This is a genomic window from Nocardiopsis exhalans (assembly GCF_024134545.1).
In the GTDB taxonomy this organism is placed as follows: Bacteria; Actinomycetota; Actinomycetes; order Streptosporangiales; family Streptosporangiaceae; genus Nocardiopsis; species Nocardiopsis exhalans.
Genome location: NZ_CP099837.1, coordinates 7,100,170 through 7,119,275 on the forward strand (window position 1 = coordinate 7,100,170; position 19,106 = coordinate 7,119,275).

The following is a 19,106-nucleotide window of genomic DNA, read 5'->3' on the forward strand; positions in this document are numbered from 1 at the left end:
CCCGCGACCACTCTACCCCGTGGGCGCCCCGGCGGGAAGCGCCTACGTGGCCGCCGTGGTGGCCAGCTGGTCCCGCACGGCCTGGAGGTCGCGGCGGGCGGTGCGGGCGGACACGTGGTGGCCAGCAGCGGCCAGGACGGCGGCCACCTCCGGGCCACGGGCGTCGGCCATCCGGGCGTCTGGGTCGTCGGCCTCGGCGATCCAGTCCAGGATGGCCACCTCGCGGGCGGCCACGTCCTCGGCGGTGGCCACGGGGCGGGGCGCCGGACGCGGCCGCGGGGTCGGGCCGGGGCGTTCCTCGGTGGCCGCGGGCGCGGGCATGGCCACAGGGGACAGCGCCAGCACCTCGGCCACCGTGACCGGCCGCGTGCACACTGGCCGCCTGGTGTCCACCGGGGGCATGGCCACCTCGGCGGCCGGGATGAGGCGCGTGCACACCACCTGCCGGTCAGGCATGGCCACATCCTGCGTGGCCACGAACGCCCCGCAGATGTCCGGACGCGGGTCCTCCAGGGTGGCCACTGGCCGGGGCGGCATGGTGGCCGCGAGCGTGGCCATGGCCACCACCCGGGAGCAGATGGCCGGGCGCGGATCGCGGGGGGCCGGGCGGCGGACAGCGGCCAGCGTGGCCGCGAGCATGGCCACGGGCACGTCCTGGCCACAGATGACCGGGCGGGCGTGGACCCTGGCCATGACCGTGGCCACGCTGACCCGGTGGCCACAGACCACCTCCCGCTTCTCCTGGTGGCCAGTGGCCCCGACCCGGACAGCGGACATGGCCAGCTGGTAGGCGAGCTCAGCGGCCACCGGCACCCACAGGGACACGACGATCCCGGCCCACCCATGGTCGAGGCCGTGGTGGATGTTCGCGCCCGTGGTGGCCACGACGCCCACGACGAGCGCGACCTTGGCCATGGCCGGGGGGCGCTGGCCAACACCCCGGGCGTGACCGATCGCGGCGATGGACAGGACCACGAGGGCGTCGACCGTGACCGCGATGACCGCGGCTTCCCACGGTGCGGCGCCGGCCTCCATGGCGAACTTGCGGATGTGGCCGTAGGAGACGACGACGAGGCCGACGGCGATGGCGAGGGACCCGGTGATGGTCGCGTAGTAGGCGATGGGGAGGTTACGCACCGGGCACCTCCGTGCGGCCCTCGTAGGTGGCGGCGAGGTCGGCCAGGAGGGAGTCGAGGGTGGGGAGGGAGGCGCTGAGGGTTCGGCCGGGGGCGCGGTCGTAGCCGTGCCGGTCGAGGACGGCGAACACGTCCTGGAGGAGGGCGGCGGTGGGGGCGCCCGGGGGGCGCGGTACGGTGGACATCGGGTTCACTCCTGGTTGAGTCAGGTCGTGGATCAAGCCCTCGGGTTGGTGTTGGTAGCACCGCCCGGGGGCGTTTTGTTTTCGTGGGGAGACCGTAGCGGATTGGTCGTGCAGCCGCTACCGTTCCGGGAATAGTTTCACCGGATGCCCCTGTTTTTTAGTAGATCTACCCGTAGCACGTGGCATCCTGCTAAAATCACATTCCCGCAGGTCAGCGCATTCCGCCACCCTATTGCACGTGGCATTCCGTTTAATCTACGACGGGTAGTACTACTGGCCGTGGCACCCCCGCGTTAATTCAGGATGACTTACGGGGAAGGGCTTTGAGGCCCTTCGGACAGGGGCCGAAGGGCCGGAGTTCCGGGTGGGCGCGTCAAGCCGGAGTGACCCTTCTCCCCCGCCGCGGGTAGGGGTGGGACGCTCCGTTCGCGGGCAGACACCCGAGCAGCACGAGCAGACCGAAGGGGTGCACATGGCCGAGCGGATGCGGATCCAGCTGTTCCGGGGGGACATCACCGAGCACCGCGCGGACGCGATCGTCAACGCCGCCAACAGCTCCCTGCTGGGCGGCGGCGGGGTGGACGGCGCCATCCACCGCAAGGGCGGCAAGGCGATTCTGGAGGAGTGCCGCAAGCTGCGCGCCTCCCGCTACGGGGGCGGTTTGTCCGCCGGGCAGGCGGTGGCGACCACCGCGGGGAAACTGCCCGCCCGTTGGGTGATCCACACCGTCGGCCCGGTGTACAGCGAGACCGAGGACCGGTCGGCGGTGCTGGCCTCGTGCTTCACCGAGTCGCTGCGGGTCGCGGACGAGTTGGGCGCGGAGTCGGTCGCCTTCCCGGCGATCTCCACCGGGGTCTACCGGTGGCCGCTGGACGACGCGGCGCGGATCGCCGCGCGGGCGCTGCGCACCGCCGAGGTCGGGGTGGACCGGGTGGATCTGGTGCTGTTCGACGAGGCCGCGCTGGCCGCGTTCCGGCGGGCTTTCGACACCACCTGATCCGCTGGCCCGTCGAAGGCGCGCGGTTGGCCGCCCCCGCCTACCGCGGCGCCGCGGTCCGTCGTACGCTCCGTCCCATGGGACACCGGCATCCGAGCAAGCTCAAGAACCCCGAGGTGAGTCACGCGCGCGCCCGTTGGCTGCTGCGCGCGGAGCTCGCCGGGTGCGACGCCTGCCGTGCCGAGGGCGATGAGCACGCCCTGTCCGACCTCGCGTCGGGCGGCGTCTTCGACTCCCTGATCACGGGTTTCGTCCTGTCCCGCGTCCAGCAGTGGCACTCGCCGAGTCGGCCCTCCCAGTACCCGGCCACGGTGTACCGCATCGCCCCCATCCACGAACGGGATTTCTGGCGGCCCCCGACCCAGCACTGCATGCGCGTGTGCACGGTGACGGGCTCCGGGGGCAACGGGGTGGACACCGTCCCCGCACTCCGGGAACTGCGTCTGATGTCGACCGCGGACCGCGCCCTGGTCCTGGACGACATCATCGACGGGCTCGCCGAAACGGAAGGTTGACCTTGACGCCCGTTCCCCACCTCACCCGGTTCCGTTCCCCGTTCCCCGCGCCGATCCCCGCCATGTCCCCCAAGCACGACAAGCCCATCGTGGGCCAGTGCGAGAGATGCGGTGAGTACCTCAACGCCGGGGTGCGCACCTGCCCGAACTGCGGTCACTACAACGGCTGACCCGCCCCGGGGCTCCCCGCACCGCACGTCCGCACGGCCGCGGGTCCGAGCCGGTCCGACCGGCCCCGCGCTATTTGCCGGGGTCGGCGATCGGCTTCGGGTAGCCCTCCACCCCTTCGCCGAATCCCTCAAGCCACGGGGTGTGGGCGAGCGCGCCGGCCAGCCCCGCGAGTTCGGGGACGTGGCGCCGCACGTACACACCGTCGGGATCGAAGCGCTTGGCCTGCCGGGAGGGGTTGAACGCACGGTTGGGCCGGGTGTCGTTGCCTGTTCCGGCGGTCCACTGCCAGTTTCCGTACTCGTTGGCGACGTCGCCGTCGGTCAGGTGCGCGTCGAAGTGCGCGGCCCCCTCCCGCCAGTGCACGAGCAGTGTCTTGGTGAGGAAGGCGGCGGTGATCATGCGGGTGCGGTTGTGCATGAAGCCCTCCCGGAGCAGCTGCCGCATGCCGGCGTCCACGATCGGCACCCCGGTGCGGCCCTCCTTCCAGGCGGCGAGGGCCTCGGGATCGGTGCGCCACTCGCGGTCCCGGGGCCGGTAGTCGCGGATGTTGATGGCCGGGAAGGCGGCGGTGACCTGGTGGTGGAAGTCGCGCCAGGCGAGCTGGCGCACGTACTCGGAACCGCCGGGCAGGTCACGGGCGGCGGTGGCGACCTCCAGCGGGGACAGGCAGCCGAAGCGCAGGTCCGCGGAGAGCCCGGAGGTGGCGGCCCCGGGGAGGTCGTCGTGCCGGTCCCCGTAGTCGGCCAGGCCGAGGTCGAGCCAGGAGCGCAGGCGTTCGCGGGCCAGGGCCTGGCCGCCGCGGACGCGGTCCGGAGCGAGGACGCCCACTCCTTCCGTGCCGTCCGCCAGGTCGGGGAGCTCCCCCGGGTCGAGGCCGTCGGGCAGGTCCAGGTGTTCGGGCGCGGGCAGTACCTCGCGCCAGGCGGCCGACTCCCAGGACCGCCAGTAGGGGGTGAAGACCTTGTAGTGGTCGCCGCTGGCCGGGGTGACCCCGCCCGGCGGGACCACGGTCAGCCCGGGGTGGGTGCGCACCTCCAGGCCGGTGGCGCGCAGTGCCTCCTCCCGACGGGCGGCGAACCAGCTCACACCCGAGCTCAGGTGGACGGTGCGGGCCCCGGTCTCCCGGGCCAGGGCGAGGACCTCGGCGTCCGTGTCGCCCCGGCGCAGGACGAGGTCGCCGCCGCGTGCGCGCAGGGCTGAGCGCAGGTCGGCCAGGGCCTCGCCCAGGTAGGCGCGGCGGTTGCGCGCGGCGCGGCGCAGGAGTGCGGGTTCGAGGACGAAGAGCGGGACCACCGGCCCGGGGCCGCGGAGGGCCGCGGTCAGCGCGGGGTGATCGTGCAGGCGCAGGTCCTGGGTGAGGAGGACGAGAACGGGGGTGCCCAACAGAACTCCTTCACTTTGCGGGACCATCACACTACTGCCTGTGTGCTGACGATTGCCCGATGTCAGACCGGGTAGGGCCCCACCATGAACCCGGTTCAGAACCCACCCCCGCGCCCCGTCGTCGGGGTCTCCAGCTGCCTGATCGGCGCGCCCGTGCGCTACAACGGCGGGCACTCACGGTACAAGTTCCTCACCGACGAGCTGGACCGGCACGTGGACTGGCTTCCGGTCTGCCCGGAGGCGGAGATCGGGCTGGGCGTGCCGCGCCCGACCCTGCGCCTCCAGGACCGCCCGGAGCCGGAGGCTGACGGCCCGGAAGCGGAAAGCGGGCAGGCCTGGAGCGCGGACCGGGTGATCTCCAGCAAGGACGGCACCGACCATACGGACGACCTGGCCGGGGTCGCCGACCGGCACCTGCGGGAGCTACGCCGCCTGGACGGCTACGTGCTCAAGAACAAGTCGCCGAGCTGCGGTCTCTACGCGCTGCCGGTGTTCGACGACAACGGCGACCGGCTGCGCGGGACGGGCCGGGGCGCCTTCGCCGCCCGGCTCACCGCTCTGCTCCCCCACCTTCCGGTGGAAGAGCAGGGACGCCTGTCCGACGCGGTGCTGCGCGAGCACTTCGTGGAGCGGGTGTTCGCGCACTCCCGGCTGCGGGCCCTGCTGGAGTCGGAGTGGCGCCCGCGCGACCTCGTGGAGTTCCACACCCGGCACAAGCTCCAGCTGATGGCCCACTCCCCGGACGGTTACCGGGAGACCGGGCGGATCGTGGCGCGGGCCGGCACCGACGCCCCCGAGGAGATCGCGTCCGTGTACGCGGAGGCCTTCCACCGGGCCCTGGCGGTCAAGACCAGCCGGGGCAAGCACGCCAACGTGCTCCAGCACGTCTTCGGCATGATCAGCCCGATGCTGGACGACACACGCAGGCACGACCTGCTGGCCGGGATCGAGGAGTACCGGGAGGGCCAGGCCCCGCTCAGCCTGCCGGTGGCGCTGCTGCGGCACCACTGCTCCGCGGAGGACGTGGCCTGGGCCAGCGAGCAGACCTACCTGCGCCCCTACCCGGACCGGCTGCGGCTGCGGCACCCGGTGGCGGTCTGAAGGAGGAGCCGGAGAAGTCCGGGGAGAAGAGACCCCCGAAGGGCGGGGCCTGACGGAGATCCGTCGTAGATTCCACACACAAAGAGCACACTCGACTACAGTGGGTTACTGTACGTGGCCGCGTGGTGCGCGGTTCCCGGTTGCCCCCGACACCGAGGTCTTCGACGTGTTCGTCTCGTTCCCCCGACGCGCCGCCGTGCTCGTCTCCTCCTGTGCCGTCGCCCTGATCGCCGCGACCCTGGCCACCACGCCGCAGGAGGGTCTGGCGGAGCGGTTCGGGCACCACCTGACCGCGCCCGCACCGGAACTGGCCCACGGCCACATGGCCCTTCCGCCCGAAGCGGGCTCCACCCCCGCGCCCATCCCCCGCCCCGGGCAGGTCGCGGTCTGCGCGGAGCCCGGCCGCGACGAGGTCGTCACGCTGCCGGACCCCGGCGCACCCGAGGAGGAGGGGCGCGCCCTGTGGATCCGCCGCCCGCCCGGCCCGGACAGCGCCGACCTGCCCGTCCTCTACCTGCTGCACGGTTCCGCCTCCAGCCACCGCACCCTCATGGACGCGGACGTGGGTGCCCGGCTGGACCAGCAGATGTGCCGTACGGGGGTCGAGTTCGTCATCGCCGCCCCGCACGGGCAGGAGAGCGGCGGGGCCACCACGGAGTGGGGCGACGCCCACGACGGCCGGTTCGCGCTGGAGAGCTTCGTCACCGGCGCCACCGTGGCCGCGGTCGAAGGCGAGTACCCGCGGCCGCGGTCGCTGCGCGCGATCGGCGGTTTCTCCATGGGCGGTTACGGCGCCGCCGCCCTGGCCCTGCGCAACCCCGACCTCTACTCCCAGGTGGCCAGCTGGGGCGGGTACTTCCGCGTGGACGACCCCCACAGAACCTTCGGCAAGGATGCCGGACCGCACTCCCCTGACCGCCTCCTGGGCTCGGAGGACGTGCGTGACCTGCGGTTCATGCTGGTGGAGGGGCGCGAGGACCACACCCCGCTCCAGGACGGGAGCATCCACGGCGAGGCCGAGCGCTTCTCCGCGCTGCTCACTGAGCACGGTATGACGGTCGCCACGATCCGGCCGCGCGGCGGGCACGACCTGGCCACCTGGAAACGCACCTTCCCCGAGACCGTGGACTTCCTGGTCGCCGGTTGGGCTTCTACACCGTGATCCCGGCCGGGTCAACCCCGGCCCCCTCGGACGGTCCGGTGGGGAACAGTGTGTACCTTCGTCGCTGTTGACGACTACGGCTCGCACACATGTTGCGCACACGACCTGGAGGATCCACCGGTGGCCGGACCCGTACCGATGGGAGAACAGACGACGGTTCCCTCGACCCCTTCGAGGATCGCGACCGTCAGTCTGCACACCTCCCCGCTGGACCAGCCCGGCACCGGTGACGCCGGCGGGCTCAACGTGTACGTGGTCGAGGTGGCCCGCCGGATGGCCGAGCGCAACGTGGCCGTGGACGTGTTCACCCGGGCGACCAGCCCTGACCTCCCCCCGGTGGTCGAGCTCGCGCCGGGGGTGAACGTGCGGCACGTGCCCGCCGGTCCCTACGGCCATCTGGACAAGAACACCCTCGCCGACCACCTGTGCCCGTTCATCTTCGGGATGCTGCGCGCCGAGGCCCAGGGCGAGCCGGGCCACTACGACCTCGTGCACGGCCACTACTGGCTGTCCGGCAAGGCGGGGGTCGTGGCCGCCCGCCGCTGGGGGGTGCCCATGGTGCAGTCCATGCACACGATGGCGCGGGTCAAGAACGCCGCCCTGGCCACGGGCGACGCCCCCGAACCCGAGGCGCGGGTGCGCGGTGAGGACCAGCTGGTCCGCCAGGCCGACCGGCTCATCGCCAACACCGACGACGAGGCGCGCCAGCTCACCGGTTTCTACGGCGCCCGCAACGAGCAGATCAGCACGATCCCGCCCGGTGTGGACCTGGAGACCTTCACCCCGGGTTCGCGCGCCGCGGCCCTGGACCGGATCGGGCTGCCCCGCGACGCCGAACTCCTGCTGTTCGTGGGCCGGGTCCAGCGGCTCAAGGCCCCGGACGTGCTCATCCGTGCCGCGGCCGAACTCCTCGAACGCGACCCCTCACTGCGCTCGCGCCTGGTGGTCGGGATCGTCGGCGGGCTGTCCGGGGGCGGCAAGCGCGAGCCCCAGCTGCTCACCGACCTGGCGCGTTCGCTGGGCGTGGCCGACGTGGTGCGGATGGAGCCGCCGCAGAACCGCGAGCGCCTGGCCGACTACTACCGGGCCGCGACCGCGACCGTGGTGCCCTCCTACTCCGAGTCCTTCGGACTGGTGGCCGTGGAGTCGCAGGCCTGCGGCACCCCGGTGCTGGCCGCCCGGGTGGGCGGGCTGAGCACGGCGGTGTCGGCAGGGGTCTCCGGGGTCCTGGTGGACGGGCACGACCCCCGGCACTACGCCGCCGAACTGCACCGGATGATTACCGAACCGGCCTGGCGTGCCAAGCTGGCCGAGGCGGCGCCCCGGCACGCCGCCACCCTGGGGTGGTCGCGGACCGTGGACGAACTGCTGGACGTGTACCGGGACGCCCTCACCCCGCGCGAGCTCGGTCTGGCAGCCTGCAGGTGACCTCGAACAGGAGCGAACACGGTGAGCGGAGTCGAAGTGGCCGACCGAACCGAAGTGACGAGAGGTGAGGACGTGGGAACGGAAACCGAGCGCGAGAGCGCCGTCAGGGCTATCACCGAGGCCGTGGCGGAGGCCGGGCTGGAGGTCGAGTGCCCGCGTGAGGGTTCGTTCCTGGTGACACTCCCCGGCACCGCCAAGCTCAAGACCATGGTGTGGCTGGAGGCGGGTCCGCACAGCCTCACGCTGACCTCGTTCTTCTGCCGCCAGCCCGACGAGAACCACGCCGGTTTCTACCAGTGGCTGACCCGGCGCAGCTCGGACATGTACGGGATGGCGTTCGTCTCCGACGACGTCGGCGACGTGTACATCCGCGGCCGGCTGCCGCTGGGCGGGGTGACCCCGGCGGAGGTGGACCGGCTGCTGGGCTGTGTGCTCACCTACACCGACGAGGGCTTCAACACCGCGCTGGAACTGGGGTTCGCCACGGCGATCCGCAAGGAGTGGCAGTGGCGGACCTCCCGCGGCCACGACACCCGCAACCTGCGCGCCTTCGCCCACCTGGCCGACCACCCGGAAGAGCGCGCCAGGGAGAACGTGACCGAGGACATGATCGAGCCCGCTACCGATCAGTAGGGCGAGTAGGGGCCTGCCGGGGAACGATCACCGGGGCGGGCTGGCTAGGCTGGTCCCCATGGGAACTCTGGTACTGCTTCGACACGGCGAGAGTGTCTGGAACGCGAAGGGCCTCTTCACCGGCTGGGTGGACGTGGACCTGTCCGCGCAGGGCGAGGAGGAGGCGCGCCGCGGCGGCGAACTTCTGAAGGCCGCCGGGGTGACCCCGGACATCCTGCACACCTCACTGCTCAAGCGCGCGATCCGCACCGCGAACCTCGCGCTGGACGCCGCCGACCTGCACTGGCTGCCGGTCGAGCGCTCCTGGCGCCTCAACGAGCGCCACTACGGCGCCCTCCAGGGCAAGGACAAGGCTCAGACCCGTGAGGAGTACGGCGACGACCAGTTCATGACCTGGCGCCGCTCCTACGACACGCCTCCGCCGCCCATCGCCGACGACGACCCCTACTCCCAGGCCGGGGAGGCGCGCTACGACCTGCTCCCGCCGGAGCTGCTGCCGCGCACCGAGTGCCTCAAGGACGTCCTCGACCGCACCCTGCCGTACTGGTACGACAACATCGCGCCGGACCTGGCCGCCGGTAGGACCGTCCTGGTCGCCGCGCACGGCAACTCGCTGCGCGCCCTGGTCAAGCACCTGGACGGGATCAGCGACGCCGACATCGCCGGGCTGAACATCCCCACCGGCATCCCGCTGGTGTACGAGCTGGACGACGAGTTCAAGCCGACCAAGCCGGGCGGCACCTACCTCGACCCGGAGGCCGCCAAGGCCGCCATCGAGGCCGTCGCCAACCAGGGCAAGAAGTAACCCGAACCCGCATCCGCGACCCTGTGCCCGTGCCTTGGTCGGCGCGGGCACAGTCGTATCCGGGGGTGGCGAGGGCATGTCCGGATCGGCGAAGGGCCGAAAAGAGCGGGGCGGGTCAGTAGACCAGGGCCTGGGCGCCGTCCTGGAGGGTCTCCTCCACGAAGGTGGCCGCGCCCGCGATGCGCACGCCCCCGATCAGGTCCCCCTGGGTGAGGTCCCGGCGGGCGGCGCACTGGGTGCAGACCGTCACCTGGCCCGCGGCGAGTACGGCGGCCAGCAGGTCCTGGAGCGGGGCCGCGTGCGGGAGTTCGAAATCCTCGGCCCGGCCGGGTACCGCGAACCACGCGGACTCCCCGGTCAGCCAGAGGGACACGGCCACCCCGCTGGCGACCGCGGCCGCCGCGACGGTGAAGGCCTGGTTGCACCGCTCCGGGGAGTCCTCACCGGCGGTGACCTTGATCACCAGGGAACGAGTCATGGGGTCAGCCTACTGAGAGCGCGACGGCGGTCAGGACCGCCCCCGCGATCGCGCAGACGGCGAAGGCGACCAGGAGTAGCAGAGCCTCCCGGCGGCGGGGCGATACCCGGGCCGGGCGTTCCGCCACACCGTGCTCGACGCCGAGCGTGCCGCCCTCCGGAGCGACCAGCACCACCCGGCCGTCCCGAACGCCGATCTCTCCGGACACGCGCAGGCGCGCGCCCGGGCGGATGATCCACTCGCGGTACTCGAACTCGATGGTCTCGCCCCGGAAGACGCCCGAGATCCGGCCGCGCACGCGCGGCAGGAGGTCGTCGGCGGCCGCCGCCACACCCGGCTGGGGGCGGCCGACCAGGCGCTTGAGGCAGAGCTCGGGATCGCGGGGTTCGGCGCCCCTGGGGTCCACATAGATGCGCTGGGCGTCACCGGGGCGGCCCTCGGCGACCAGGCCGAACAGGTCATCGGAACCGTAGTCGGCGATGGAGTCGCAGGCGCGTTCACTGACCGAGCCCTCGGCCTGGTCACGGGCGAGCGGGCGGTAGTGGCGGAGCACCTCGTGGCCGTGCCACACGCACTCCGATCCGGCCAGACCGGACTCGATGGGCCCGGCGGGGCCGGGGGCGGCCACACCGGTGAGCGTCACACGCTGGCCCTGCCGGGCGGCCAGGGCGCTGGGGAGGAGTTGGGCGAGCCCGCGCTGACGCAGCCAGCGGCGCGTTCCGATGACGGTCAGCGGCAGGAGGACCACCGCGACGACGAGCAGCGCCACACCGATCACCATTAGCACAGGCAGCCCCTTTGTAAGCGCGTCGGAGGTCGAGGACGACGGCGGGCGGTGAGCCCCGTGGCCGCGCCGCGTCTGCTGACAATCTTTACCAGTTCTCCGGGAAAGTGGGGCCAATTGGGCATGTCCAGTCCAAGGCTCCCCGGTGGCACACAAGGCGCTCTCCGGCAGGTCGTCGCCGTCATGTCCGCGGCGCCGCTAGGCTCAGAGGTTATGGACGCTGAGGTACACCCCGATCTGGAGAAACTGTCGTTCCTGTTCGGGCGCTGGGAGGGCGTCGGCGTCGCCGGTTACGCCGACGAGGAAGAGCTCCAGTTCGGGCAGGAGGTCGAGTTCACCGTCAGGGACGGTGCGCCCTATCTGGACTACCGGAGCAGGGCCTGGCGGATGAAGGCCGACGGAACGCTCGGTGAGCTCATCACGGAGGAGTCCGGCTACTGGCGCGCCCTGTCCGAGGAGGACAGCGCCACCTACGCCAAGGACGACGACAAGAACATCATCCATCTGGAAGTTCTGATCGCCCACAACGAGGGCTTCATCGAGTCCTACCTGGGCAACGTGTTCGCGAACCGGGTGGAGATGGCCACCAACGCGGTGATGCACACCATCACCGGCCTGGAGGTCCAGGCCTCGCACCGCCTCTACGGGCTGTTCGGTGACAACCGCGACACCCTGGGCTACGCCTGGGACCTGGCCGCGCGCGGCCACGACCTGCGCTCGTACATGTCGGCGCAGCTGAAGAAGGTCAACGGCAAGCAGTCAGGCTCTGACAGCGAGTAGTCGCTCAGGGCAGAGACGAACCCCGGGCTGTCTTCCGCATCGTGCGGAGCCGGTCGGACAAGGTCCGGCAGCCCGGGGTCCGGGTGTCCGTCAGGGATTCGCACGAGCGACGTCGAGCGAATGCTCAGCGTCGCCCTAGCGGACGGCCACCTCGCCAGTCCTAGAGTCAATCATTTCTCGGACCACCTCCTTTCCTGCGTGCCTCCGAAGGTACGTCCCGTGGCGGGGGTGGGGCAAATGTTTTTTCGTGATCTGAATCCCAGGTCAGATGGGGTGCTCTCCGGGCCTTCCGCGGGCCGGATAACCTCGCTGGTATGACTTCGCCGCTGCTGACCACACCCGGCGCCGTGAGCGCCGACAGCCCCGACTCCGACGTCGCCGCGCACTACGGCGACCCTTCGCACGAAGCCCGCGCCATGGAGCGCTCCAGCGCCTGGGTCGACCGGAGCAACCGGGGCGTGGTCCGGGTGAGCGGACCCGACCGCCTGGGCTGGCTCAACGACATCACCAGCCAGCTGACCCGGGACCTGGCCCCCGGTACGGCCACCGAGGCGCTGGTCCTGGACACCCGCGGGCACCTGCGCCACCACCTGTCCCTGGTGGACGACGGCGAGGCGACGTGGGTGCACACCGAGCCCGGTGGCGGCCCCGGGCTGGCGGAGTTCCTGGACTCCATGGTGTTCATGCTGCGGGTGGAGGTCGAGGACCTCTCCGACTCCTACTCCGTGCTCACGGTGCTGGGCCCGGAGCGCTCGCGGGTGGCGGGTGCGGTCGAGGACGTGCCGAGCCGGCTGACCGGGGACGAGATCGACCTGTTCGTGCCCGCCGAGAACCTGGTGACGGCCGCGGAGAAGCTCACCGCGGCCGGGGCCCGTCCAGCGGGCATGTGGCCCTACGAGGCCCACCGGATCGCCGCGCACCGCGCCCGGCCCGGACTGGACTCGGACGAGCGCTCCATCCCGCACGAGATGAACTGGATCGGCTCCGCGGTGCACCTGGAGAAGGGCTGCTACCCGGGCCAGGAGACGGTGGCGCGGGTGCACAACCTGGGCCGCCCGCCGCGCCGCCTGGTGATGCTGCACCTGGACGGGACCGCCGAGCGGCTGCCCGCGCTGGGCAGCGACATCGAGCTGGGCGGGCGCAAGGTCGGCCGGGTGGGCACCTCCGCCCGCCACCACGAGCTGGGCCCGATCGCCCTCGGCCTGGTCAAGCGCACCGCCCCGGTGGACGCGGACCTGGTGGTCGACGGCATCGCCGCGGGCCAGGAGGTCGTGGTGGACCCGGACACCGGCGCCAACGCCGACCTCGACGACTTCCGCCGCAAGCCCCGGTAGCCGGGGCGAGACCGGAGTACGGCCGCAGGCGTCAGCCGGGGCGCAGGTCGCTCTGGCCCGCCACCAGGACGTGCGCGAACTCGGTGCCGACCGGCGCCAGGAACATGATGTGCGTGGTGACCGTCTCGCCCGGGTCGATCTCGAACCAGAAGTAGTCGTAGGCCACGGTGTGCTCGGCGTCGATGTCGTTGACGAACCGTCGGCCGTCGGTGGTGGTGCCCACGGTGCCGGAGCTGTCGAAGATCACCGGGGACGAACCCTCGTTGGTGACGTTGAGCCGGTAGACGTGGTACTCCCAGCCCGCGGGCGCCTCGGCGTAGGAGCCCGTGCCGTTGGTGATGGTCGGGTCGGTGTAGGCCGCCTCGACCACCACCCGGAAGACGCCCACCGACGTGGTGGACCCGTCGTAGGCGGAGGGCGGTACGGACTCCGGCTCGGCCGCCGCTGGTTCCTCGGGATCCGCGGGCTCCGGAGCGGGGCTCGGCTCGGGCACGGGCTCCGGCTCGCCCTCAGCCGCCCCAGGCTCGTCTGAGGGCTCGGGAGCGGGCTCCTCCGAAGGCGGGGGCGCGGGCTCCTCGGTTTCCTCCGCGGGTTCGGATTCCTCGACGGGTGCGGGCGCCGCGGCCGGTTCGTCCTCGCCGAGCACCACCCGCGCGTCCGGCACGGTCACCAGGCTCAGCGCGACCAGGGTGACCGCGCACACCGCCCCGGCGAGCAGGACCGCGACAGGGATGGCGAGGGTGCGCACCGCCGCGGCGGCCCGCCCCCGCGGCGGGGTTCGAGGATCACTGAAACCCATACCCGTGTGACACGTATCACCGGCATGACATTCCGGATCTGTGCCCCCTTTACACACGACGGAGCCCGGTGGAGGGCTCCACCGGGCTCCGAGGTGATCGAGGCCTACCGCAGGGCGGCGGCCAGGCGCTCGTCGTGCAGGCGCTCGCCCCAGGACGGGGGCAGCGGGTTCAGCTGGCCCACGCGCCAGCGCAGCAGCAGGTCGGCCAGCTGCGGGTTGCGCGGCAGGGCCGGGCCGTGCAGGTAGGTGCCCAGGACCTGGCCCTGGTAGGCGCCCTCGGTGCGGTCGTCGTTGCCGATGCCCTTCACCGTGGTGGACAGCGGACGGGCCTGCGGGCCGATCTCGGTGCGGCCCTGGTGGTTCTCGAAACCGGTGATCCGGCCCACCCCCAGGGAGGGGTCGACGTCGGCGACGATCTCGCCCACGGCACGGGTCTGGCCCCGGTTGCTGCGGATGTCGATGATGCCCACGCCCGGGAGCGGGTTGGCCTCGTCGTCGCCGTAGCTCTCACCGATGATCTGGTAGCCCGCGCAGACCGCGAACACGCACGCGCCGCGCGCGGCGGCCCGGGCCAGCCCGCCGTCGGCGCGCAGCCGCTCGGCGGCCAGGATCTGCGGCCGGTCCTCGCCGCCGCCGAGCAGGTAGATGTCGCCCTGCTCGGGCACCGGGTCACTGGAGTGGACGTGCACGATCTCGGTGGGGATGCCGCGCAGTTCGGCGCGGCGCTTGAGGATCAGGACGTTGCCCTGGTCCCCGTAGGTGCTGAGCAGGTCGGGGTAGATCCACACGATCCGCAGGGCGCTGCTGGTGTTCGACATGGGTCTCTCCTACTGGACGCGGCCGTACGCCGTGCGGATCTGCTGGAAGGCTGTGTAGTTGGCGATGACGTCGACCTTGGTGATGTCGGGCTGCTCGACCTTGAGCCGGCCCAGCACCTCGTCCACGCGGTCGGCGGTCTCGAAGGGCACCCCGTCGGTCTCCAGGCGCAGCGCGAGGTCCGTGCGGCGCTCGCCCATGACGAACACCCTGCGGTCGCGCAGCACCGTGTAGTCAACGTCCCAGAGCCAGGAGGTGTCCTTGCCGTCGGGGATCTGCGCGTTGACCCCGAGGATCACGGGGACACGGGGCGGGTCCAGGACGGCGAAGGACTCCAGCCACCCGGCCGGGTTCTTGGCGAGCAGCAGGCGGACCTCGACGCCCATGGTGACCACCGAGGTGTAGCGACCGGCCACCGAGGTGACCTCGCGCAACCGTTCCAGGGTGCGCTCGGGGTGCATACCGTACCCGGCGGCGGTGGCCGCCGCGATCGCGGCGTTGGCGCGGTTCGCGTCCCCGGGCAGGTTCATCCGGAGCTTGAGCTCCTGGCCGTCGGGGGTGACCAGGGTGTCGTTGGCGTTGTCCACCGCCCACGTGGCCCGGGGCCGGGCCAGGCCGCACTCGGGGCACTCCCAGTGCGGGTCGACGTCGCGCTTGAGGTGGCCCCCGCACTCGGGGCAGCACCAGGAGTCCTCCTTCCAGCGCTGACCGGCCGACACCCAGGTGGCGTTCGGGGCACCCAGCCCCGCCCAGGCCACGAGCGGGTCGTCGGCGTTGGCGATGACGTGGGTGTCGGTCTGCGCCAGAGCGGTGCGCCACTTCTTCGCCAGCAGGTTGATCTCCGAGGCGCGGTCCATCTGGTCGCGGCTCAGGTTCATCAGGACCACGAAGGAGGGGTTGGTGGCCTTGAGGACTTGCGGGAGGTACTTCTCGTCCACCTCCAGCACGCCGTTGACCGCCGACTTGTTGTCGGACAGCGCCGTGATGTGCCCGGTGGGCATGTTCGCGCCGTACTCGTTGGTGGCCACGTCACCGAACTCGCGCAGGGCCTGCGCGATGAGCCGGGTGGTGGTCGTCTTGCCGTTGGTGGCGCTGACCAGGGCCAAGCGGCGGCCCTGGGCGAGCTTGGCGAGCAGGTCCGGTTCCACCTTGAGGGCGACGCGCCCCCCGATGACGGAGCCGTCTCCGCGTCCGGTGGCCCTGGACAGGCCGGCTGCGCTCCTGCCCAGTACCGAGGCCAGTTGGGCGCGCAAGGGAAGCTCGCTCATCGATTTCTCCACGATCGCTAGATCACCCGCACGGACGCGCTTCGGCGGCGGGCGATGTGTCGGGCCAAGCCTATTGTCCACCGACCCTCAGACCCGCCAGTCCAAACGCTCGGGCGGCGGCCCGAGGTTGGGCGGGACCTGCTCCGGGTCGATCCGGTCGGCGGCTCCGACAGGTTTCGGGGCTGCGGAGCCGTCGGCCTTGCCGGAGCCCCCCGGTGTGTCGGTCAGGGGTCTGCCGTCCGGAGCGAGGATCCGGGGCCTGCCGGTCTCGGAGCCCGGTTCGGGGCTCTCCCGGCGGGCCGGGTCCGAGGCTGCCGGCCCGGTGGCACCACCGTGCCCGGCCTCCCCGCCGATACCGACCTTCGGGGAGTCCTCCACCGTGGCCAGCGTGGCCGTGGACAGGGTGAGGATACCCGGATTGGTGTCCGTGACGACCGGTCCGTCCGGGGCCAGGACCAGGGCGGCCGTGGACGGCAGCTCACGCAGCGCCTCGGCGTCCAGGCCGGTGCCGCGGACACTCGGCCCCTCCTCCGCGTCGGCGCTGACGGGGGTGTCGATCTCCGCGGCCTGGGCTGTGACCCGCCCCCAGGCCGTGGCGGATCTCACATGGCGGACCAGGTCGAGCGGGGCGATCGCGGCGGCGGCGTTGCGGATCACCGCACCGGACTCGGTGTGCGGGGAGGGGAAGAGGAGATCGTCGTCGGCGCCCTCCCCGGCTTCGGCGCCGTCCGGTTCGGTGACCGCCCCGCCCACCGCGGCACCGATCACCTCGGTGAGCCGGTGCACCTCCAGACGCTGCGGGTCCTCCTCGGCCCGGGTCGCCGCCGCGGCCGCGCCGACGACCTCACTGGCGACCTCCGCCGCACCGCTGTGCTGGGCCATCACGACCGGCAGGCAGGAGGGGTCGGAGAAGCGTTTCAGGGCGGCGGGGACGGCGGTACGGAACATCAGGACCACCTCGACCCCGCCCTCCGCCGCGGCGGCCAGGACCTGGTCCACCTCCTCGGCCGGGAGCGTCTCGGCCCCGCAGACCACCACGCTGCGGGTGCGGTCGGGCCGCACCCGGGGCGCCCTGCCGCTGACGGAGACCGGTTCGGGTACCCGGGCCTCCAACAGTTCGCTGAGCGCGGCCACGGCGTAGGTCCCGTAGACCCGGGCCGCGGTCTCCCCCGAGGCGCGGTCCGTGGAGATGATCTTGACCTGCGCGTAGGCACCGTCGTCGGCCCTGGTGCCGACCGCCTCGAAGGGGCTGAGCCGGTTCTCCAGCGCCCAGGCGCGCTCGCGCACCCCGGGGTCGTCGGCGCAGCGCTCCCGCACCCGGGCGCGCTCGCGCTGGGTGAGCAGGGCCAGGGCCGGGTCGTCCTCGGCCGCGTCCTCCTCCGGGGTCACCAGGGCGCGCAGACCGCCGATGAGCCGGGCGATCCCCACGTCCGGGCCGAGCACTTCCAGCAGCCGCAGCAGCAGGGTTTCGTCCGCGTCCACCTCCTCCAGCTGGCCGGAGGCGGCGGCGACCGCGGACAGGATTCTGGCGCGCTGCCCGGCGTCCAGGTTGGTGCCCAGGGTCATCCGGGGCAGGTCGGCGGGGAGCACCCACTGTCTGGGCTGCACGGCACAGCGCCGGGCCAGGCGGACGAGTTCGCGGGCGACCGAATGGCCGGTGAGGTCCACGACGGTGAGGTCGCCGCCCTCACGGAGCCGTGAGACCCCGATGGTGGTGAGCAGAGCCGACCATCCCGCGTCGGTGCCACCGACCACGATCACCGCCGAGGTCCCGGGCGGCACGGTCATTCCGTACCAGCGCGGCTGGGCCTCGTAGGCGCGTGCGGCGGCCTGCCACTCGGTGTACCGGCGCGCGTGTTCACGCTGCTGGTCGTGCAGGGCCCGCTCCCGTTCGGCCCGCTCCTGCTCCAGCCGCTCCTTGGCTCGTTCGAGTCTGGCCGCCATGACCTGTCTGCTCTGCAGGAGTGCGAAGGCCACCGGCGCGGCGATCGCCATGCAGGCGAACACCCCGCCCAGGGCCAGGCTGCCCGGGAGGATGCGCAGGCTCCACAGCAGCGGGCAGAGCAGGGCGAACAGCCCGAGCCCGCCCAGGGCGAAGTAGAGCGGCCGGTTGGTCTGCTTCTCGCTGTCGAGCTGCCCGGCGACCCACTCCTCGCTGAGTGTCTCCGTATCCGCCGGCGCGGGGCGGCGCGGGGCGGGTCCCGGCGGCGGCAGCACGACCTTGTGCCGCCAGCCGATGTAGGTGCGTCCCGTCTCGCCTCGGGGCGCGCTGGCCGCGGTCGCCGAGGACCGTGGTGTGGGCACCGTCCGAACACCTCCTGACCGGCGGTAGAGAGGGACCGCCGGGTATTCCTTCACGCGGGGCTCCGGCCGGGGGTCGGAGGCGGGGCTGGGAAGCCAGCGCCCGGCGTGCTTGCCACAGGCCGAGTCCGCCCGATGGGCCGGACACGGGGGTGTCCGGCCGCTGCCGGACGACGTGGCCTTGCCGATCAGTGAATCAGGGAGGCCCACCGCTGACCAGCCCCGAGCCCTCACCTGTGGAAAACCCGCCCCCACCTCGCATGCCGAGCCCTGCCCCGGCGCGTCCGATGTTTACCCGTCTCCCTCCGGGCATGGGGACAGGGGACAGAGGAACCACCGACCCCGCCACTCCGAGGGAGTGAACCCCCCGTCTCGGCAGCGAACCTGTCCGGCCCGTTACCGACCTACGTGTTCATGGGAGCCGTGACCCTGCTCCTGGCGGCCGCTTTCGTCTTCCAGGCGATGGGCTCCCGTTGGAACCGCCGACACAGCCGTCCGAACTGGAAACAGCGGGAGCTGGCCGCCCAGGCGCCCCGGGGCGAGGACCAGCGCCGAGTACGGCCGTACCTGCGCTCCAGCGAGACCGCCCCTGATCCCGAACTGGCCCGTCTGACGGTGGCGACCGCCCGGGAACACCTCCGGGTCTGGGAGAACCCCTGGCAGCACTACGGGTACTCCGTGTTCATCGCGGCGATGGTGCTCAACATCTTCACCATGACCGCCTTGGGGAACGTCTCCGCGGGCGTCCTGTACGTGTTCCTGCCCCTGATCGCGGCCATGGCCGTGTACTACCCCTTGAAGCGGCGCCGGGTTCTGCCCCGGGCCCGCCGGGCGGTCGAGGCCAACGAGGAGCTCGCCGCCCGGGCTCCGGCCCCGCCCGACGACGGCAGGGACGGTTGGGACGGCTGGGACCAGCTCCGCAAGCCCTACTGACCGCCCGACTCCCCCTTGGAGACGAGACGTGGTGATCAAGGCCGAGGAGGCTCAGGCGCAGGACGAGCACGAGGCGGTCGAGAACGATCCGAACGCG

General features: G+C 72.2%; 20 protein-coding genes. 11 read left to right on the forward strand and 9 right to left on the reverse strand.

The window, feature by feature from the left end:
* Positions 1–42 precede the first annotated feature (42 nt).
* Positions 43–1,137 (reverse strand): DUF2637 domain-containing protein, encoded by a 1,095-nt coding sequence (locus tag NE857_RS31700; protein ID WP_254418936.1) that lies wholly within the window; start codon positions 1,135–1,137, stop codon positions 43–45.
* Complete coding sequence (locus NE857_RS31705; RefSeq protein WP_254418937.1) at positions 1,130–1,321, reverse strand: hypothetical protein; 192 nt, start codon at positions 1,319–1,321, stop codon at positions 1,130–1,132. Before NE857_RS31705 ends, NE857_RS31700 begins: the two co-directional genes overlap by 8 nt.
* Before the next feature lie 472 nt (positions 1,322–1,793).
* Between NE857_RS31705 and NE857_RS31710 the strand changes: the two genes are divergently transcribed.
* The 3 genes from NE857_RS31710 (at position 1,794) to NE857_RS31720 (ending at position 3,003) form a co-directional block, all read left to right on the forward strand.
* Positions 1,794–2,318, forward strand: a complete 525-nt coding sequence (locus NE857_RS31710) for an O-acetyl-ADP-ribose deacetylase (protein ID WP_254422162.1) — start codon at positions 1,794–1,796, stop codon at positions 2,316–2,318.
* 77 nt (positions 2,319–2,395) lie between these two features.
* A complete protein-coding gene (locus tag NE857_RS31715; protein ID WP_254418938.1) occupies positions 2,396–2,833 on the forward strand; it encodes a hypothetical protein in 438 nt (145 codons plus the stop codon).
* A 2-nt stretch (positions 2,834–2,835) separates the two neighbouring features.
* A complete protein-coding gene (locus NE857_RS31720) occupies positions 2,836–3,003 on the forward strand; it encodes a hypothetical protein (protein ID WP_254418939.1) in 168 nt (55 codons plus the stop codon).
* A gap of 70 nt (positions 3,004–3,073) precedes the next feature.
* On the opposite strand, the gene NE857_RS31725 is transcribed toward NE857_RS31720, so the two are convergent.
* Entirely contained in the window at positions 3,074–4,387 is a 1,314-nt protein-coding gene (locus tag NE857_RS31725; RefSeq protein WP_017581326.1) for a cryptochrome/photolyase family protein, read from the reverse strand.
* An 84-nt stretch (positions 4,388–4,471) separates the two neighbouring features.
* On the opposite strand from NE857_RS31725, the gene NE857_RS31730 reads away from it, so the two are divergent.
* The 5 genes from NE857_RS31730 to NE857_RS31750 all read left to right on the forward strand — a co-directional run bounded on the left by NE857_RS31730 (position 4,472) and on the right by NE857_RS31750 (position 9,516).
* On the forward strand, positions 4,472–5,488 hold the full coding sequence (locus NE857_RS31730; RefSeq protein WP_254418940.1) for a YbgA family protein: 1,017 nt from the start codon (positions 4,472–4,474) through the stop codon (positions 5,486–5,488).
* A gap of 166 nt (positions 5,489–5,654) precedes the next feature.
* Positions 5,655–6,650, forward strand: coding sequence for an alpha/beta hydrolase (locus tag NE857_RS31735; protein ID WP_254422163.1), 996 nt, complete (start codon positions 5,655–5,657; stop codon positions 6,648–6,650).
* A gap of 138 nt (positions 6,651–6,788) precedes the next feature.
* Positions 6,789–8,078 (forward strand): D-inositol-3-phosphate glycosyltransferase, encoded by a 1,290-nt coding sequence (gene mshA / locus NE857_RS31740; RefSeq protein WP_425572218.1) that lies wholly within the window; start codon positions 6,789–6,791, stop codon positions 8,076–8,078.
* Between the two features lie 72 nt (positions 8,079–8,150).
* Entirely contained in the window at positions 8,151–8,711 is a 561-nt protein-coding gene (locus NE857_RS31745) for a type III secretion system chaperone family protein (protein WP_254418942.1), read from the forward strand.
* Between the two features lie 58 nt (positions 8,712–8,769).
* The gene (locus tag NE857_RS31750; RefSeq protein WP_254418943.1) at positions 8,770–9,516 is read left to right on the forward strand and encodes a phosphoglyceromutase; all 747 of its coding nucleotides are present in this window, start codon (positions 8,770–8,772) and stop codon (positions 9,514–9,516) included.
* Between the two features lie 115 nt (positions 9,517–9,631).
* Here the strand turns inward: NE857_RS31750 and NE857_RS31755 are convergent, their stop codons facing one another.
* Together NE857_RS31755 and NE857_RS31760 are read right to left on the reverse strand one after the other, a co-directional pair.
* Entirely contained in the window at positions 9,632–9,994 is a 363-nt protein-coding gene (locus NE857_RS31755) for a DsrE family protein (RefSeq protein WP_254418944.1), read from the reverse strand.
* A 4-nt stretch (positions 9,995–9,998) separates the two neighbouring features.
* A complete protein-coding gene (locus NE857_RS31760) occupies positions 9,999–10,775 on the reverse strand; it encodes an E3 ubiquitin ligase family protein (RefSeq protein WP_254422164.1) in 777 nt (258 codons plus the stop codon).
* Between the two features lie 216 nt (positions 10,776–10,991).
* Here NE857_RS31760 and NE857_RS31765 point away from each other — a divergent pair, with 216 nt between their 5' ends.
* Together NE857_RS31765 and ygfZ are read left to right on the forward strand one after the other, a co-directional pair.
* Entirely contained in the window at positions 10,992–11,558 is a 567-nt protein-coding gene (locus NE857_RS31765; RefSeq protein ID WP_254418945.1) for a nitrobindin family protein, read from the forward strand.
* A gap of 314 nt (positions 11,559–11,872) precedes the next feature.
* On the forward strand, positions 11,873–12,892 hold the full coding sequence (ygfZ, locus tag NE857_RS31770) for a CAF17-like 4Fe-4S cluster assembly/insertion protein YgfZ (protein ID WP_254418946.1): 1,020 nt from the start codon (positions 11,873–11,875) through the stop codon (positions 12,890–12,892).
* A 31-nt stretch (positions 12,893–12,923) separates the two neighbouring features.
* Here ygfZ and NE857_RS31775 read toward each other — a convergent pair whose 3' ends face one another.
* The 4 genes from NE857_RS31775 to NE857_RS31790 form a co-directional block, all read right to left on the reverse strand.
* A complete protein-coding gene (locus NE857_RS31775) occupies positions 12,924–13,691 on the reverse strand; it encodes a DUF4352 domain-containing protein (RefSeq protein ID WP_254418947.1) in 768 nt (255 codons plus the stop codon).
* Between the two features lie 104 nt (positions 13,692–13,795).
* Positions 13,796–14,509, reverse strand: a complete 714-nt coding sequence (locus NE857_RS31780; RefSeq protein WP_017581337.1) for a type 1 glutamine amidotransferase — start codon at positions 14,507–14,509, stop codon at positions 13,796–13,798.
* Between the two features lie 9 nt (positions 14,510–14,518).
* Entirely contained in the window at positions 14,519–15,775 is a 1,257-nt protein-coding gene (locus NE857_RS31785; RefSeq protein WP_254418948.1) for a Mur ligase family protein, read from the reverse strand.
* An 87-nt stretch (positions 15,776–15,862) separates the two neighbouring features.
* Positions 15,863–18,079: a hypothetical protein gene (locus NE857_RS31790; RefSeq protein WP_254418949.1), complete on the reverse strand. Its 2,217-nt coding sequence runs from the start codon at positions 18,077–18,079 to the stop codon at positions 15,863–15,865.
* Between the two features lie 411 nt (positions 18,080–18,490).
* On the opposite strand from NE857_RS31790, the gene NE857_RS31795 reads away from it, so the two are divergent.
* Complete coding sequence (locus NE857_RS31795; RefSeq protein WP_254418950.1) at positions 18,491–19,009, forward strand: hypothetical protein; 519 nt, start codon at positions 18,491–18,493, stop codon at positions 19,007–19,009.
* The last annotated feature ends 97 nt before the right edge of the window (positions 19,010–19,106 follow it).

Excerpts from the sequence above, each read along its gene's own strand:
- NE857_RS31705 (WP_254418937.1), bottom strand. The coding sequence starts at position 1,321 with ATGTCCACCGTACCGCGCCCCCCGGGCGCCCCCACCGCCGCCCTCCTC.
- NE857_RS31750 (WP_254418943.1), top strand. The coding sequence starts at position 8,770 with ATGGGAACTCTGGTACTGCTTCGACACGGCGAGAGTGTCTGGAACGCG.
- NE857_RS31775 (WP_254418947.1), bottom strand. The coding sequence starts at position 13,691 with ATGGGTTTCAGTGATCCTCGAACCCCGCCGCGGGGGCGGGCCGCCGCG.
- NE857_RS31785 (WP_254418948.1), bottom strand. The coding sequence starts at position 15,775 with ATGAGCGAGCTTCCCTTGCGCGCCCAACTGGCCTCGGTACTGGGCAGG.
- mshA (WP_425572218.1), top strand. The coding sequence starts at position 6,789 with ATGGGAGAACAGACGACGGTTCCCTCGACCCCTTCGAGGATCGCGACC.
- NE857_RS31710 (WP_254422162.1), top strand. The coding sequence starts at position 1,794 with ATGGCCGAGCGGATGCGGATCCAGCTGTTCCGGGGGGACATCACCGAG.
- NE857_RS31765 (WP_254418945.1), top strand. The coding sequence starts at position 10,992 with ATGGACGCTGAGGTACACCCCGATCTGGAGAAACTGTCGTTCCTGTTC.
- NE857_RS31755 (WP_254418944.1), bottom strand. The coding sequence starts at position 9,994 with ATGACTCGTTCCCTGGTGATCAAGGTCACCGCCGGTGAGGACTCCCCG.
- NE857_RS31715 (WP_254418938.1), top strand. The coding sequence starts at position 2,396 with ATGGGACACCGGCATCCGAGCAAGCTCAAGAACCCCGAGGTGAGTCAC.
- NE857_RS31730 (WP_254418940.1), top strand. The coding sequence starts at position 4,472 with ATGAACCCGGTTCAGAACCCACCCCCGCGCCCCGTCGTCGGGGTCTCC.
- NE857_RS31795 (WP_254418950.1), top strand. The coding sequence starts at position 18,491 with ATGGGAGCCGTGACCCTGCTCCTGGCGGCCGCTTTCGTCTTCCAGGCG.
- NE857_RS31780 (WP_017581337.1), bottom strand. The coding sequence starts at position 14,509 with ATGTCGAACACCAGCAGCGCCCTGCGGATCGTGTGGATCTACCCCGAC.
- ygfZ (WP_254418946.1), top strand. The coding sequence starts at position 11,873 with ATGACTTCGCCGCTGCTGACCACACCCGGCGCCGTGAGCGCCGACAGC.
- NE857_RS31760 (WP_254422164.1), bottom strand. The coding sequence starts at position 10,775 with ATGGTGATCGGTGTGGCGCTGCTCGTCGTCGCGGTGGTCCTCCTGCCG.